Below are 14,835 nucleotides of genomic sequence, written 5' to 3'. Positions count from 1 at the left end.
ACTTAAGGTACGTCGTAACCTAGTGCCGCTTTACGAATGCGGAACCACTGCTGGCGGCTCAAGGCCAGCTCTTGCGCCTTCAGGGCCGAACGTACGCGTTCGATCTTGCCGGAGCCGATAATTGGCAGCGGTGCCGAAGGCAGACGCATCACCCAGGCATACACCACCTGCTCAATGGTTTCGGCACCAATCTCTTGCGCCACCGTTTGCAGTTCATCGCGTAACGGCTGGAACTCAGCATCGCTGAACAACCGCCCGCCACCCAGGCAAGACCAGGCCATCGGTTTAATACGCAGTTGCTGGCATTGATCCAGGGTGCCATCGAGGATCGCTGGCTGATAAATCGGGGATATCTCGACCTGGTTGGTCACCAGTGAGAACGGCAGACGCGACTGCAATAAGGAAAACTGTGCTGGCGTAAAGTTCGAAACGCCGAAATGGCGCACCTTGCCGCTTTTATGCAGCGCCACAAAGGCTTCTGCTACCTCATCGGCCTCCATCAACGGATCGGGACGATGGATCAACAATAAATCCAGGTAGTCCGTATGCAGGTGCGATAAAGACTGCTCTGCGCTGTGCACAATATACTCGCGATCGGTGATGTAATGCCCGATTGGGTTACCCGGCTTGGCGGTGGTAGCGATGCCGCACTTCGACACCAGCTCCATCCCCTGGCGCACCGAGGGCTGTAGCTTGATAGCCTCGCCAAAAGCCTGCTCACAGGCATAGCCACCATAAATATCCGCGTGGTCCGCCGTGGTCACCCCTAGCTCAACGTGTTGCTTGATAAACGTCAGCAACTGCTGCGGTGACATGCCCCACTCCATCAAACGCCAGTAGCCGCAAATCATGCGTGAGAACTCAGGCCCAAGTGGTGCCAGCTTAATACGATTCAGCATTGTTAAACCTCATGACAATAGTTAACGCCAGCATACACAAGCGCCCAAGCCGTAGGAAACGCAAAAGTAGCCTTAACGTGCGGCAGATCGAGAAAATCAGCAATAAAGTTAAAACAGCGAGGGCTGCTCTGGCGGGATCTCTTCTGGCTGCTTGCCGGTACGCAATGAACGCAGGTAACGCTGGCGACACAGGCGCAGAACGTCCTTTTTCTGGACATCGTTCATTTGCATCCAGCCAAAGCGCTCCTCGCGGCTGCGCAGGCAACCACGACAATAGCCGCGCTCATCGGCCTGGCAAATGCCACGGCACGGGCTTGGGATGTCAAAGAACTCGAGTTGCTGCGCCACACGTCCTCCTGCGTTGTCATGCTAATTGAAGACGTCATCGGGGCCATTGGCAAGTGGCTTTTCCCCATGACGGCGAAAATATTCTCGCAAATAGTGCAGCGCCTGGCGCGTTTTCTCCGGCAGAACCCGTTCCAGAGTCAACGCATGCAGCCGATATGGCGCTGGCCGCCACTGCGGTAACAGGGCGATTAATTCTCCCCGGCGCAGTTCGTCACCAATTTCATACAGCGGTTGGCCGGAAATCCCCAGACCATTGCGGGTAAAGGCCCGGATCACGTTCATGCTACCACTGACAACCTGCCCCGCCGCCAGGCGTAGTTTGAATGTTTCACCCGCATGGTGATGTAAATCGAGATGCAGCCCGTGACCGCTGCCGGTGATCCAGCGATGTTGCACCAGTTCCTGGGGCGTTTCTGGCACGCCATGCTGGCTAAGATAACGCGGCGCGGCACAGAGCACCATGGGCCAGGCGGTCAGCGGGTGAGCAATCAGGTTGGTATCTGCCAGTTGTAGATTTACGCGCAGTGAGATATCTACCCGCTGCTCGATCATATCCACTACCTGGTCATCTGCCAGAATGCGCAGCGTCAGCTTCGGGTGCGCCAGCAGCAAAGGAGCCAGAGCCTCCGCCAAGGGGCCGCTACCGATCCCGACGGTGGTGGCAATACGTAGTTCGCCCACCAATGTATCCCGCAGTTCCGCCAGCCGCTGCTCCGCGCGCTGTGCTTCCTGCAACATGGCTTCACAGCCGGGGTAAAAGGCTTCCCCCGCATCGGTGAGTGCCAAGCGGCGAGTCGAGCGGTGTAATAACGGCACGCCCAACGACTTTTCTAACGACCTCATATGCTGGCTGACCGCAGAAGGCGTCATCTCTAGCCGACGGGCCGCCGCAACAAAAGATCCCTCGGCCACCACGGTGGCGAATACCGCCATTCGATTCAGTTTATCCATGATTATGAAGTTTTACTTAATCAAGAAAGCATAAATATGGCACTAATCAGCCGCATTGTTAAGGCTTATAGTATTTCTACTGCGCCGCCACTGAGTGGTACGGCAACCCGTTAAAAAACATTTCACAGGAGAGACCTCATGAAAGTCGCCATTATTGGAGCAACCGGTTTTGTTGGCCGCCGCGTAGTCGATGAAGCTTTGGCCCGCGGCCTGCAAGTGACCGCCATCGCCCGTCAGAAAAAAGATCTGCCGGATAATGCCAATCTCACCATCGCCTTGGGTGACGTGGCCGACGGCCCGTGGTTGGCACAACAGTTAGCTGGCCATGATGTCGTGATCAGCGCCTATAACCCAGGTTGGGCAGAAGCGGATCTGTATGAGAAAACCGCTAAAGGTGCTCAGCAGATCCTGGCGGCGGTAAAACAATCCGCGGTTAAACGCCTGCTGTACGTTGGCGGTGCCGGCAGCCTGGAAGTGGCTCCAGGAGTTGAGCTGGTTGATACCCCGCAGTTCCCGGAAAATATTCGTCCAGGGGCCCAGGCGGTACGGGATTTACGTAATGCGTTGAAAAAAGAAACCCAGTTGGATTGGACCTACCTTTCTCCTGCCGCGTTGCTGGAACCCGGCAAGCGTACCGGCCAGTTCCGTTTGGGCACGACACAATTGCTGATGAAGGGGGACGCACCAGCCAATATTTCGGTAGAAGACCTCGCGGTTGCCATTATCGACGAAGTTGAAAAACCACAGTTCATCAAGGCACAGTTTACCGCTGCCTATTAATCGTCCGCCAGCGGCTGTAATCGTTGCAGCCGCTGTCCTGCCGCTCACTACGTCTAAGGTTATCTTAAGTTTCATCTGGTAAATTTCGGCGCATTACCTCATGGCAGGATCCAGATTTGGCAATGCGCTTACGTCAATCATTACAATGCAACAGCTTGGGTTTTATCCTGGCTTGCGCCCTATTCTTCACGCTTTTCCAGAACCTGCTATTTATTCACCAGGCCTGGTCATATATCACCTTTGATAGCGTACATAGCATCATTTTTGCGGCGACTATGCCGGTGGTTATTTTCTGTGCCCTGAATATTATCTTCAGCGTATTAACCATTCCGTTCCTGCGTAAACCTCTGGTTATTCTGTTGCTGCTCGGCAGCGCGGCGGCCAACTATTTTATGTTCAGCTACGGCGTGGTGATTGATGGCAATATGATGCAGAACGCCTTCGAGACCAACCCGCAGGAAGCGACGGCGTTGCTCACCCCTCGTATGGGGCTATGGCTGCTGTTGCTGGGTATTTTGCCTGCCGTTTTCGTGTGCTTTGTACGCATCAATAAAACCCGCCCTTGGTGGTACATGATTGGCCTGCGCGCGGCCAATGTGATGCTTTCCGTGGTGGTGATCCTGTTGGTTGCGGCGTTGTTCTACAAAGATTACGCCTCGCTGATCCGCAACAATAAAAGCGTGGTGAAAATGCTCACCCCAAGCAATTTTGTGGCTGGCACCATCAAGTACGCTCAACACCGCTATTTCCACCAAAATCTGCCGCTGGTCAAAATTGGTGAAGATGCCCATTTAGGCCCGGTGATTAGCAGCCAGGCCAAGAAGACCCTGGTGATACTGGTGGTCGGTGAAACCGCGCGGGCGGAGAATTTTTCGCTAGGTGGTTACTCACGGGAGACGAATCCCCGCTTGAAGCAGGACGATGTGGTTTATTTCAAAAATGCCAGTTCCTGCGGTACCGAAACGGCTATCTCCGTGCCCTGCATGTTCTCCAACATGCCACGCAGCGATTACGACGCCACCTTGGCCGCACACCAGGAAGGCATACTGGACGTAATGGCACATGCTGGAGTCAACCTGCTGTGGCGCGAGAATGACGGCGGTTGTAAGGGCGCCTGCGATCGTATCCCACATATCGACATGACCAAACTGAAGCTTTCACAGTATTGCGACGGCGATGTCTGCATGGATAATGTGCTGCTGCATAAACTGGACGATTATATCAACGGCCTGCAAGAGGACGGTGTGATCGTACTGCATCAGATGGGGAGCCACGGTCCGGCCTACTATCGCCGTAGTACGCCAGAATTACGTCAGTTCTCACCAACCTGTGACAGCAACCAGATCCAGGACTGTACCCACGAGCAACTGGTGAATACCTACGACAATTCGCTACTGTACACCGACGCCATGCTGGACAACACCATCAAGCTGTTGCAGCAATACAGCGGCAAATTCAATACGGCGATGGTCTATCTTTCCGATCACGGTGAATCGCTCGGGGAGAATGGCATGTACCTGCACGGTACGCCGTATATGTTCGCGCCTTCTCAGCAGACCCACGTGCCTTTCCTGATGTGGATGTCGGCCGATTATGAACGCAATTTCGGCATTAACCGCCAATGCCTGCAATCCCTGGCGGAGATCGATAAGGTTTCACAGGATAATCTGTTCCACACCCTGTTGGGCATGTTAAACGTCCAGTCACGTCAATATCAGCCCGACCTGGATATTCTGCAGCGCTGTCGCAACTAGACGGGCGCAGCATGTGGCGCCCCTACGGTATGAGGTCTTGTGCAGCACCTCGATAGAATGTAAGTTGGTCGACTGTTTACCGTCAGAACCGGGAATTTTTTTACCGGTTTTTTTATCTGCGACTTGACCTAGACCAATCGGTCTATTATTCTCATTTTCATTATGACAAAACAGACGAATTGCAACGGGGATACCCGAGAACATCTGCTCGCTACCGGCGAAACGCTCAGCCTGCGCCTTGGTTTTACCGGCATGGGCCTCAGTGAGTTGCTCGCTACCGCTGGCGTGCCCAAAGGGTCGTTCTATCACTATTTTCGCTCGAAGGAAGCCTTCGGCGAAGCAATGTTGCAACGCTATTTTGCCCATTACGACGCTCAAATGCAGGCTCTATTTGCCGACAGCCGCAGCGATGCGCGTAATCAGTTATTAAGTTATTACGCCCAGGCCATCAGCTTCCACTGCCGTAGTGAGTGCCATAACGCTTGCCTGGCAGTGAAACTCTCCGCAGAGGTCAGCGATCTTTCTGAACCTATGCGCCATGCCTTGGAAGCGGGCACCAGCCGCGTGATCGGTCATCTGCAAGACGCGATCGAACGCGGCATCCGTGAAGGTTCACTGGCTGTCACCATGAGCCCAGCGGCCACGGCGGAAACGCTGTATTCGCTGTGGTTGGGCGCATCGTTGCGGGCTAAAATCCGCCACTCGGTCGCCCCACTGACCTGTGCGCTGGAAAGTATCGAATTGCTGTTGCGCCCAGCGCAGCCATAAACTCCCTTTTTTACCCGAAAGACATTGTAGCGATATTGTTTATCATCACTAGTCGACTGGTCTAATACTATAGGATGCACTATGAAGATTGAAAAATTGTTCTCTCCGCTCAAAGTTGGCCACACCACCCTCCCCAACCGTGTGTTCATGGCTCCGCTGACTCGTCTGCGCAGCATCGAGCCAGGTGACATCCCAACGCCGTTGATGGCGGAATATTATGCACAGCGTGCCAGCGCTGGCCTGCTGATCACCGAAGCCACCCAGATTTCTTTCCAGGCGAAAGGTTATGCCGGAGCTCCCGGTCTGCATACCCCAGAACAAATCGCCGCGTGGAAAAAAATCACCCAGGCAGTACATGACAAACAGGGCCATATTGCCGTGCAGCTGTGGCACGTAGGGCGTATCTCCCACTCAAGCTTGCAGCCGGGCCAGCAGGCTCCGGTCGCGCCTTCAGCGATCAATGCCGAAACCCGCACCACGGTGCGTGATGAAACCGGTGCCTGGGTTCGTGTGCCAACCTCAACCCCACGTGCGTTGGAAACCAACGAAATCCCGGGGATCGTCAACGATTTCCGCCAGGCTGCTGCCAACTCGCGTGAGGCCGGTTTTGACTATATTGAACTGCACGCCGCGCACGGTTACCTGCTGCACCAGTTTATGTCTCCGGCGTCCAACCAACGTACCGACCAATACGGTGGCAGCATTGAAAACCGTACCCGTCTGACGCTGGAAGTGGTCGATGCCAGCATTGCCGAAATCGGTGCCGATCGCGTTGGTATCCGTATCTCACCGTTGGGCCCGTTCAATGGCCTGGACAACGGCGAAGATCAGGAAGAAGCGGCGCTGTATTTGATCGAAGAGCTGAACAAGCGCGGTATCGCCTACCTGCATATTTCCGAGCCAGATTGGGCCGGTGGCAAGCCTTACTCAACCGCCTTCCGCGATGCAGTAAGAGCGCACTTCCAAGGCGTGATTATTGGCGCGGGTGCCTATACGGCGGAGAAAGCGGAAGAGTTGATCGCCCAAGGCTTTATTGATGCCGTCGCCTTTGGCCGCAGCTATATCGCCAATCCAGATCTGGTGGAACGCTTTAAACACCAGGCTCCACTCAACGAGCAGCGTGCCGATTTCTTCTACGGCGGCGGTGCCGAGGGTTATACCGATTACCCGACACTGTAAAGCTCAGCTAAATAGGTGCGCTGAATACCGCGACGCCTCAAGGCTGAGCCGGGTGGGAGCCATACAGGTTAGCCGACCGTTGAGCGCATGGATGCGCGATACGAGCCTCCATGGATGGATCCACGGCGTGTCGGCGTTCTGTATGGCTCCCGCCTGCTGCACTATTATCCGCAGCTATTTTTTGTTTGTGACAACGTAACCTACCCCATCACCAACCGCACGCGTTGAATTGCCTTATGCGACAAGGCTATACTGTCTGACGCTGTTCAAGTCACCTGCCGTCAGCCGCGGCATATCCAATCAGAGGAAATTATGCGCTTACTCCATACCATGCTCCGTGTCGGCGATCTGCAACGCTCCATCGACTTCTATACCAAGGTATTAGGCATGCGCTTACTGCGTACCAGCGAAAACACCGAGTACAAATACTCGTTGGCCTTCGTGGGTTATAGCGATGAAAGCGAAGGCTCGGTCATCGAGCTGACCTATAACTGGGGCGTAGACAGCTACGACATGGGCTCCGCATTTGGTCATCTGGCACTGGGCGTCGATGATGTAGCAGCCACCTGCGACAACATCCGTCAGGCCGGTGGCAAAGTCACCCGCGAAGCCGGCCCAGTCAAGGGCGGTACCACCGTGATTGCCTTCGTCGAAGATCCGGACGGTTACAAGATTGAACTGATCGAGAACAAGCACGCAGGTCACGGCCTCGGTAACTGAGGTTTCTCTAGGGCGCCCCCTGCGCCCTGCTTTCTATCTCCGCTGCACCAAGACAAGAAATTTGTCATAATGCGCGCTGAATTCGCTAAAGATAAGAAACTGATGGCCGAAAAAAGTGATCTTAACGCCCTGAGTGGCCGTTTCCGTGGGTTTTATCCCGTTGTTATTGATGTGGAAACCGCTGGGTTTCATGCTCAGACCGATGCGCTGCTAGAGATTGCCGCCGTCACGCTGAAAATGGATGAAAATGGTTGGTTGCAGCAAGATGAAACGCTGCATTTTCATGTAGAGCCGTTTGAAGGGGCGAACCTGCAACCGGAAGCGCTGGCCTTCAACGGTATCGACCCACATAACCCACTGCGTGGCGCAGTGAGTGAATATGATGCGCTGCATGCGATTTTCAAAGCCGTACGTAAAGGTCTTAAGGATCAGGGGTGTAACCGGGCGATCATCGTGGCGCATAATGCCAATTTTGATCACAGTTTCCTGATGGCTGCCGCCGAACGTGCCAGCCTGAAGCGCAACCCGTTCCATCCGTTCGCCACCTTTGATACTGCTGCGCTTAGCGGGCTGGTATTGGGGCAGACAGTACTGGCTAAAGCCTGTATCGCCGCCGGTATGCCGTTTGATAGCAGCCAGGCACACTCAGCCCTGTATGATACCCAGCAAACCGCCCAACTGTTCTGTGAATTGGTCAACCGCTGGAAACGTCTCGGTGGCTGGCCGATTGCCAACAGCCATAATGACGGCGCGGAGTAATTTAGAACGTATACCCTATGGATTTCAAGCCGCAGCTAGGCGACAAGCTTGCTCATCCCCAGGAGCTTACTTTAGTAAGTGACTGGGGTGAGCAAGTGCAGGTAACAACGCTGCGGTTTGAAAGACGACGGGTATAAAAAAATCGGGCGGCACTGTTAAAGGTGCCGCCCGATTTTATTTGGTAAAAACCTGCGCCATTAAGGCTGCTGGTCTTCCTGATCTTTATACTTCTCGGCCGTTTCTTTGATCAACGGCTGCAGTTCACCACGCTGGTACATCTCGATGATGATATCGCAGCCGCCAACCAGTTCACCATCAACCCACAGCTGCGGGAAGGTTGGCCAGTTTGCGTACTTTGGCAGCTCAGCGCGGATGTCCGGGTTTTGCAGAATATCAACATAGGCAAAACGTTCGCCACAGGCTGAAAGCGCCTGCACGGCCTGAGCAGAGAAACCGCAGCTTGGCAATTTCGGTGAGCCTTTCATATACAGCAGGATCGGGTTGGCAGAAATTTGCTGCTGAATTTTTTCAATCGTCGTCATTATTGCTTCCTCAAGCCACATCATGGCTACAACATGCATCACACTGGCTATTGTAGCGGCAGGACCGGTGCCAAGAAAACGCCATCTTTTGCAGGGACATTCTCTGATTGCCTTAGCAAAAGCGGCGGACACACCGAACCGGTTAAAACATGGCCCCAGAATAACATTTTTAATCGGGACGTTTCACTATTATATTTGCCCTGCCCAATGCCGGCGAGCAATAAGCCAACCACATGATCTCTGTCGCTTTTTTAGGCGCCAGGCGTTTGATTTTGCAACAATAAAAATGCCATTAACGTTTTCTCACAATATGGATTAGTATTTATGAGATCCACGCTGTTTTATAGGGTGAATTTCGGGAATACTGTGACTCATTCGATTTCTGTTTCGGAGCCAAGGTTGGTAACGTCGATATGCGGTTAATTATTACACTTTTTGTGCTGCTATTTACGCAGCTCTTCTTCAATTTGGCGCACGCTGCGCCACAGGCACGTGTTTCTGCCGAGCAGCGCAAGAGTCACGTTAATGAAGCCCGGCCAGACGACCGCAAGAAAAAGAAAGCGGTGAAAGCCAATAAAAAAGTGAAGGCAGCCACCCCTCCGAAAACGCTAAAAACCAAACCAGCAACCTTAAAGACCGCCAAAAAAACCACCAGCGTTAAAACCAAAAGCCAGGCAACCAAAACGGCCAAGCTAAAAGTAACTCCGCCTAAAAAAGGCTATAAAAAAGGTTATGGTCGCCATCGTGAAGAAGGCAAAGCTACGGCAAAATTAGCTGGCCGCGAAAAGCCGTTGAAACTTTCCGCCGCTCACAAAAAACGTTATCAGCACGCCAAACAGACCGCCATGGCCAAGCTGATGGGGCAAATGGGCAAACCCTATCGCTGGGGTGGGTCGTCACCTGGTACAGGCTTCGACTGCAGCGGGCTGATTTATTACGCGTACAAAGACGTGGTGAAAATCAAAATGCCGCGTACCGCCAACGAAATGTACCACCTGCGTGATGCAGCGCCGATCAAGCGTAATGAGCTGGAGAAAGGCGATCTGGTGTTCTTCCGCATCAACAACCGTGGCACCGCCGATCACGTTGGCGTCTATCTTGGTAACGGTAAGTTCATCCAGTCACCGCGCACCGGTGAAGAAATTCGCATCAGTCAGTTGGATAACGACTATTGGCAAAACCATTACATTGGTGCCCGCCGCGTAGTGACCCCTACCACCATCCGTTAACCTTTCACGGCTGAGCCAACTGCTCGGCCGTGCTCTCTATCACCCGCTGCAACTTTAAACAATCAGTCACTTGGCACACTTTGGATGTTCTTTTCCCTCCGAAAGTTGTTAAGATTAATAACCATAACAAAAGTGGTGCAATTGCGTTTTTCCGCCCTCGGCCCCCCTTAGGCCTGCAGCGTCGGAGAGGCGTATTGTCTATAAAAGGAGAAAGCAATGTCGTTTGAATTACCTGCATTACCATATGAGAAAAACGCTCTCGAACCGCACATTTCCGCAGAAACGCTGGAATACCACTATGGCAAGCACCATAACACCTACGTGGTTAACCTGAACAATCTGGTGAAAGGTAGCGAGTTCGAAGGCAAATCCCTGGTCGAGATCGTCAAGACCTCCACCGGCGGCGTGTTCAACAACGCCGCTCAGGTCTGGAACCACACCTTCTATTGGCACTGCTTATCACCGCAAGGTGGTGGCGAGCCAACGGGCGCAGTGGCAGAGGCGATCAATAAGTCATTCGGCTCCTTCGCCGCCTTTAAAGAGCAGTTCACCGATGCCGCCGTGAAAAACTTCGGCGCTGGCTGGACCTGGCTGGTGAAAAAAGCGGACGGTAGTTTGGCGATCGTCAGCACCTCAAATGCGGCAACCCCGCTGACCGGCGCAGACGTTCCGTTATTGACCGTTGACGTGTGGGAGCATGCTTACTACATCGACTACCGCAATGCGCGGCCAAAGTACCTGGAAAACTTCTGGGCGTTGGTGAACTGGGCGTTCGTGGCAGAAAACCTGGCTTAACGGCGGGTGGCTAGCTAATAATAAGGCGCGGCATCAAGCTGCGCCTTTGTTTTTCTGCTGCGGATCAGTTCAATGCGGCAATAAAACTGAAAGCAATAATCATTGCCAAAGCACCCACGGTGGTGAGTAATGACATCTTCAAATTGGTATCCATATACAACTCCCTCTCAGATTGGCTTTTCCAGAGCATAAGCCACACAGTTTATACGTCAAATCATTTTCCCACAGTTCGTGATTAAAATCTTGTTATGATTTCCCCGCTGATAATTACCGATTAGCTCTTCCACTTTTCTTCAATATGCGACAAAATCCGCAGTTCACAACTGCGTACCGATAAACTGCCCCTCCCTGTTCAAGCGATTTACGACTTCAGCACTAAAAACTCAGTTTTCGCTTATCTGGGAAAGGATCTACGTAGGCAAACGATTAACATCATACTTACATGCTGTAACATGTGGGTTTAGGAGTCATTTTTTACATGGCAACGATTAAAGATGTGGCCAAACGCGCTGGCGTTTCTACCACTACCGTTTCGCACGTTATCAATAAAACGCGTTTCGTCGCCGAAGATACCAAAACGGCCGTTTGGGCCGCCATCAAAGAGCTGCACTATTCACCCAGCGCCGTCGCCCGCAGCCTCAAGGTCAATCACACCAAATCGATCGGTTTGCTCGCCACCTCGAGCGAGGCCCCCTATTTTGCCGAAGTGATCGAAGCGGTAGAAAACAGCTGCTACAGCAAAGGCTATACCCTGATCTTGTGTAACTCGCACAATAATCTGGATAAACAGCAAGCCTATCTGGCGATGCTGGCGCAAAAGCGCGTCGATGGCCTGCTGGTGATGTGTTCAGAATATCCAGATCAGCTACTGGGCATGCTGGAAGATTACCGTAATATTCCCATGGTAGTGATGGATTGGGGTACCGCACGCGGAGACTTCACCGATACCATTATCGACAATGCCTTCGAGGGCGGTTACCTGGCAGGCCGCTACCTGATCGAACGTGGCCACCGTGACATCGGTGCAATTCCTGGTCAACTGGCGCGTAATACCGGTGGAGGTCGCCACCAGGGCTTTCTGAAAGCTATGAAGGAAGCCAACATCGAAGTGCGCGAAGAATGGATCGTGCAGGGGGATTTCGAGCCTGAATCTGGCTACAAAGCCATGCATCAGATCCTGTCGCAAAAACATCGCCCAACCGCCGTTTTCTGTGGCGGCGATATTATGGCCATGGGGGCGATCTGCGCCGCCGACGAGCTGGGGTTGCGTGTACCGCAGGATATCTCGGTTATTGGCTACGACAACGTGCGTAATGCCCGCTACTTCACCCCGGCGCTGACCACCATTCACCAGCCGAAAGAGCGCCTGGGCGAAATGGCCTTTACCATGCTGTTGGATCGTATCATCAGCAAGCGTGAAGAATCGCAGGTAATTGAAGTGCATCCAAAACTCATCGAGCGCCGCTCAGTCGCCGATGGTCCTTTTGTCGATTACCGTCGCTAAATACTGTGCCTTAACCCCATATTTCTCCGTAGAGGCGCCGCATGCTGCGCCCGATTACCCCCCGGATCCTCTTCACTGAGCCATTCCTGATTGAGCGTTTCGCTATCGCCCAGATAGTCCAGCAGCCAGGCCATGGCCGGAGACTGGGCGTTTTGCTGCCAGGTCAGGCAGCAAGCGCTGGGCGGGAAAGGCTCATGCAGTGTCAACACCACCAGTTCGCCACTTTGCACCAACGGCAATACGCGATGTGCAGGCACCATGCCCACACACAGCCCGGCACGCAAACAATCTACCGCCGAAACCCAGTCAGGCACGGTCAGCCGCCGCTGGTTGTCCAGCGACCAGGTCACCCGCTTGGGTAAATTGCGCGAAGTATCTTCCAACAGCAACGAGGGATAAGGCCGTAGCTGATCGTCGCGCAGCTTTCCTTGCAAGGCGGCGAGCGGATGTTTAGCATGTACTACGCAGAGCCAATTCATAAAGCCCATATCGCGAAAGGCAAAACCGCCACCCACCGGCACCGCCCGCGTTGCACCAATGGCCATCTCCGCACGGCCATCGACTAGCGCATCCCATACGCCGTTGAATACTTCCGGCTGCACTATCAGTTCCACGTCGGGGAAATGGCGATAAAAATCCAGCACCAGTTGGCGGCTGCGCTGAGGTTTGACGATCAGATCGACCGCAATCCGCAGTTGCCCGCGCCAACCGTTGGCCACCTGCTGGCACTGTCGTCGGGTATCGAGCATTTTTTTGATAACAACCCGCGCCTCCTTAACAAACAGCGCCCCCGCTGGCGTCAGTTCCACATCGCGGTGACGGCGTTCAAACAGCGGTACCGCCAGCCATTGCTCCAGTTGGCGTACCGTATAGCTCACCGCAGAAGGAACTCGGTGCAACTCCTGTGCCGCCGCACTGAAACTGCCGGTCCGCGCTACCGCATCTACCACATCGAGTGAATATTCAGACCACATAAGTTTGCCTTCAAATTTTTTAACAGCACCTTGCAAATATTACCGTTTCACAAGCAGAGATCCAGCCGTATACACTTGCCGGCGCTTCAAAACCTGCGACAACATAATTTTAACGAGAAATAGCAATGCGAAATTTTGGATTTATGTTCTACCTGGCCGGCCTGAGCATGTTGGGCTATCTGGCTACCGATATGTACCTGCCCGCCTTTGGGGCAATGCAGCAGGATCTGCAAATCTCCGCTGGGGCGATCAGCGCCAGCCTGAGTATCTTCCTGGCAGGCTTTGCCTTTGCCCAGTTGCTGTGGGGGCCGCTGTCCGACCGTATTGGCCGTAAACCCGTGTTATTGATTGGCCTGGCGCTGTTCGCCGTCGGCTGCCTCGGTATGCTTTGGGTCGAGAACGTGGCACAACTGTGGTCACTGCGCTTTATTCAAGCCATTGGCGTGTGTTCCGCCGCCGTCACCTGGCAGGCGATCGTGGTCGATCGCTACCGCGATGGCAAAGCCAACCGCGTTTTTGCCTCCATTATGCCTCTGGTTGCCCTCTCTCCGGCGCTGGCCCCGCTGCTGGGCGCCTGGTTGCTCAACCATATGGGATGGCGGGCCATCTTCGCCGTGCTGCTGGGGATCACTGCCCTGCTGCTGATCCCCACCTTACTGCTGAAAGACCGTAGCAGACTGGTACCTTCCGCCGATAAAAAGCCCAGCCTTGGCTTTATGCAGATCTTGAAATCCCCGGTGTTCAGCGGCAACGTGATGGTTTTTGCCGCCTGTTCTGCCGGGTTCTTTGCCTGGCTGACGGGCTCCCCCTTTATCCTCGGCGATATGGGGTATAGTCCCAACGATATTGGCCTGAGTTATGTGCCACAAACGCTGGCTTTCTTATTAGGAGGTTACAGCTGCCGTAGCGCCTTAAATCGCATTTCTGGCAAAACCTTGCTGCCATGGCTGTTGGTAGCTTATGGCATCAGCATGGTAGCGCTGTATCTGATTGCCACCCTGAGCGAACCGACGTTGACCACTCTGCTGATCCCGTTCTGCTTTATGGCGTTAGTAAACGGTGCCAGCTATCCTATTTTAGTGGCCAATGCGTTGATGCCCTTCCCCAACAACAGTGGCAAAGCCGCTGCGCTGCAAAACACGCTACAATTGGGATTATGTTTTATCGCCAGCCTGTTGGTTTCGGCATTTATCGCCCAACCGCTGTTAGCCACGGCTACCGTAATGGTTGCTACCGTATTTTTAGCGGCCTTGGGCTATCTGATCCAGCGTGGGAAAGGAACGGATGAAACTCAGGTAACACGGCCGGAGCATGCCGACTCCGTCTCATAATTACCTATGTAAATAGTCACTTAATGAAAATTCTTGCCGAGCGCGATTTGCAGTTGAGTCTACGCCTCGGCAAGCCTATACTCAAAAACGACCTTTTAGAATAACAGTTATACTAAGCTCTTATTGCAGCAACTGCTGCGTACGTGGATGGCATCACACTTTATTTAAGGTTGCATTTACCCGCGTCCTTTGACGCAGGGAGTCTCTTAAATTTCCTCTGTTCAAGTCGGATTTCAGACACCACGGTGAATTTTTACCGTAGGTATACGTATGTCCCTGTAGAAATTGTCTACGCTAAATTC

The 14,835-nt window shown here is 53.5% G+C and carries 16 protein-coding genes; 10 read left to right on the top strand and 6 right to left on the bottom strand.

Going from position 1 to position 14,835, the window contains the following annotated elements:
• Positions 1-2 precede the first annotated feature (2 nt).
• From D9980_RS06220 to D9980_RS06210, 3 genes are all read right to left on the bottom strand, one after another.
• Positions 3-899, bottom strand: coding sequence for an aldo/keto reductase family oxidoreductase (locus tag D9980_RS06220; RefSeq protein WP_121606731.1), 897 nt, complete (start codon positions 897-899; stop codon positions 3-5).
• Positions 900-1,007: 108 nt separating this feature from the next.
• Positions 1,008-1,247 (bottom strand): DUF1289 domain-containing protein, encoded by a 240-nt coding sequence (locus tag D9980_RS06215; RefSeq protein ID WP_021804547.1) that lies wholly within the window; start codon positions 1,245-1,247, stop codon positions 1,008-1,010.
• A 21-nt stretch (positions 1,248-1,268) separates the two neighbouring features.
• Complete coding sequence (locus tag D9980_RS06210; protein ID WP_024486928.1) at positions 1,269-2,198, bottom strand: LysR substrate-binding domain-containing protein; 930 nt, start codon at positions 2,196-2,198, stop codon at positions 1,269-1,271.
• Between the two features lie 138 nt (positions 2,199-2,336).
• On the opposite strand from D9980_RS06210, the gene D9980_RS06205 reads away from it, so the two are divergent.
• The 6 genes from D9980_RS06205 to rnt all read left to right on the top strand — a co-directional run bounded on the left by D9980_RS06205 (position 2,337) and on the right by rnt (position 8,158).
• A complete protein-coding gene (locus D9980_RS06205) occupies positions 2,337-2,978 on the top strand; it encodes an NAD(P)-dependent oxidoreductase (RefSeq protein ID WP_046808205.1) in 642 nt (213 codons plus the stop codon).
• Positions 2,979-3,100: 122 nt separating this feature from the next.
• Complete coding sequence (eptA, locus tag D9980_RS06200; RefSeq protein ID WP_121606730.1) at positions 3,101-4,732, top strand: phosphoethanolamine transferase EptA; 1,632 nt, start codon at positions 3,101-3,103, stop codon at positions 4,730-4,732.
• A 162-nt stretch (positions 4,733-4,894) separates the two neighbouring features.
• Positions 4,895-5,500 (top strand): TetR/AcrR family transcriptional regulator, encoded by a 606-nt coding sequence (locus D9980_RS06195; RefSeq protein ID WP_037413224.1) that lies wholly within the window; start codon positions 4,895-4,897, stop codon positions 5,498-5,500.
• Positions 5,501-5,581: 81 nt separating this feature from the next.
• Positions 5,582-6,679: an alkene reductase gene (locus D9980_RS06190; RefSeq protein ID WP_121606729.1), complete on the top strand. Its 1,098-nt coding sequence runs from the start codon at positions 5,582-5,584 to the stop codon at positions 6,677-6,679.
• A 312-nt stretch (positions 6,680-6,991) separates the two neighbouring features.
• Positions 6,992-7,399 carry a lactoylglutathione lyase gene (gene gloA / locus D9980_RS06185; RefSeq protein WP_021178093.1) on the top strand — a complete coding sequence of 136 codons (408 nt, stop codon included), beginning with the start codon at positions 6,992-6,994 and terminating at the stop codon, positions 7,397-7,399.
• A 69-nt stretch (positions 7,400-7,468) separates the two neighbouring features.
• Positions 7,469-8,158: a ribonuclease T gene (gene rnt / locus D9980_RS06180; RefSeq protein ID WP_121606728.1), complete on the top strand. Its 690-nt coding sequence runs from the start codon at positions 7,469-7,471 to the stop codon at positions 8,156-8,158.
• A gap of 197 nt (positions 8,159-8,355) precedes the next feature.
• Here the strand turns inward: rnt and D9980_RS06175 are convergent, their stop codons facing one another.
• Positions 8,356-8,703: a Grx4 family monothiol glutaredoxin gene (locus D9980_RS06175; protein WP_172413932.1), complete on the bottom strand. Its 348-nt coding sequence runs from the start codon at positions 8,701-8,703 to the stop codon at positions 8,356-8,358.
• Between the two features lie 410 nt (positions 8,704-9,113).
• Between D9980_RS06175 and D9980_RS06170 the strand changes: the two genes are divergently transcribed.
• The gene (locus tag D9980_RS06170) at positions 9,114-9,929 is read left to right on the top strand and encodes a C40 family peptidase (protein WP_024486436.1); all 816 of its coding nucleotides are present in this window, start codon (positions 9,114-9,116) and stop codon (positions 9,927-9,929) included.
• A 216-nt stretch (positions 9,930-10,145) separates the two neighbouring features.
• The gene (gene sodB, locus D9980_RS06165) at positions 10,146-10,724 is read left to right on the top strand and encodes a superoxide dismutase [Fe] (protein WP_021178097.1); all 579 of its coding nucleotides are present in this window, start codon (positions 10,146-10,148) and stop codon (positions 10,722-10,724) included.
• Positions 10,725-10,788: 64 nt separating this feature from the next.
• Here the strand turns inward: sodB and D9980_RS06160 are convergent, their stop codons facing one another.
• Positions 10,789-10,878, bottom strand: a complete 90-nt coding sequence (locus D9980_RS06160) for a YnhF family membrane protein (protein ID WP_158006235.1) — start codon at positions 10,876-10,878, stop codon at positions 10,789-10,791.
• Positions 10,879-11,202: 324 nt separating this feature from the next.
• Between D9980_RS06160 and purR the strand changes: the two genes are divergently transcribed.
• Positions 11,203-12,228, top strand: coding sequence for an HTH-type transcriptional repressor PurR (gene purR, locus D9980_RS06155; RefSeq protein ID WP_021804552.1), 1,026 nt, complete (start codon positions 11,203-11,205; stop codon positions 12,226-12,228).
• Here the strand turns inward: purR and punR are convergent.
• Positions 12,225-13,202 carry a DNA-binding transcriptional activator PunR gene (gene punR, locus D9980_RS06150; protein WP_046808204.1) on the bottom strand — a complete coding sequence of 326 codons (978 nt, stop codon included), beginning with the start codon at positions 13,200-13,202 and terminating at the stop codon, positions 12,225-12,227. The two genes, purR and punR, sit on opposite strands and share 4 nt — an antisense overlap.
• A 125-nt stretch (positions 13,203-13,327) precedes the next feature.
• Here punR and punC point away from each other — a divergent pair, with 125 nt between their 5' ends.
• Positions 13,328-14,533 carry a purine nucleoside transporter PunC gene (gene punC / locus D9980_RS06145; RefSeq protein WP_121606727.1) on the top strand — a complete coding sequence of 402 codons (1,206 nt, stop codon included), beginning with the start codon at positions 13,328-13,330 and terminating at the stop codon, positions 14,531-14,533.
• Positions 14,534-14,835: the final 302 nt, after the last annotated feature.

This window comes from Serratia sp. 3ACOL1 (assembly GCF_003668775.1).
GTDB classification, from domain to species: domain Bacteria; phylum Pseudomonadota; class Gammaproteobacteria; order Enterobacterales; family Enterobacteriaceae; genus Chania; species Chania fonticola.
Note: the sequence above shows the minus strand (reverse complement) of the source record. Positions and strands in the feature narration are given on the sequence as shown.

What these genes read in the sequence shown, in the direction of transcription:
- D9980_RS06210 (WP_024486928.1), bottom strand. Translation starts at nt 2,198, where the DNA reads ATGGATAAACTGAATCGAATGGCGGTATTCGCCACCGTGGTGGCCGAG.
- sodB (WP_021178097.1), top strand. Translation starts at nt 10,146, where the DNA reads ATGTCGTTTGAATTACCTGCATTACCATATGAGAAAAACGCTCTCGAA.
- purR (WP_021804552.1), top strand. Translation starts at nt 11,203, where the DNA reads ATGGCAACGATTAAAGATGTGGCCAAACGCGCTGGCGTTTCTACCACT.
- rnt (WP_121606728.1), top strand. Translation starts at nt 7,469, where the DNA reads ATGCGCGCTGAATTCGCTAAAGATAAGAAACTGATGGCCGAAAAAAGT.
- D9980_RS06205 (WP_046808205.1), top strand. Translation starts at nt 2,337, where the DNA reads ATGAAAGTCGCCATTATTGGAGCAACCGGTTTTGTTGGCCGCCGCGTA.
- D9980_RS06190 (WP_121606729.1), top strand. Translation starts at nt 5,582, where the DNA reads ATGAAGATTGAAAAATTGTTCTCTCCGCTCAAAGTTGGCCACACCACC.
- D9980_RS06195 (WP_037413224.1), top strand. Translation starts at nt 4,895, where the DNA reads ATGACAAAACAGACGAATTGCAACGGGGATACCCGAGAACATCTGCTC.
- punR (WP_046808204.1), bottom strand. Translation starts at nt 13,202, where the DNA reads ATGTGGTCTGAATATTCACTCGATGTGGTAGATGCGGTAGCGCGGACC.
- D9980_RS06220 (WP_121606731.1), bottom strand. Translation starts at nt 899, where the DNA reads ATGCTGAATCGTATTAAGCTGGCACCACTTGGGCCTGAGTTCTCACGC.
- D9980_RS06160 (WP_158006235.1), bottom strand. Translation starts at nt 10,878, where the DNA reads ATGGATACCAATTTGAAGATGTCATTACTCACCACCGTGGGTGCTTTG.
- D9980_RS06170 (WP_024486436.1), top strand. Translation starts at nt 9,114, where the DNA reads ATGCGGTTAATTATTACACTTTTTGTGCTGCTATTTACGCAGCTCTTC.
- gloA (WP_021178093.1), top strand. Translation starts at nt 6,992, where the DNA reads ATGCGCTTACTCCATACCATGCTCCGTGTCGGCGATCTGCAACGCTCC.
- eptA (WP_121606730.1), top strand. Translation starts at nt 3,101, where the DNA reads ATGCGCTTACGTCAATCATTACAATGCAACAGCTTGGGTTTTATCCTG.
- punC (WP_121606727.1), top strand. Translation starts at nt 13,328, where the DNA reads ATGCGAAATTTTGGATTTATGTTCTACCTGGCCGGCCTGAGCATGTTG.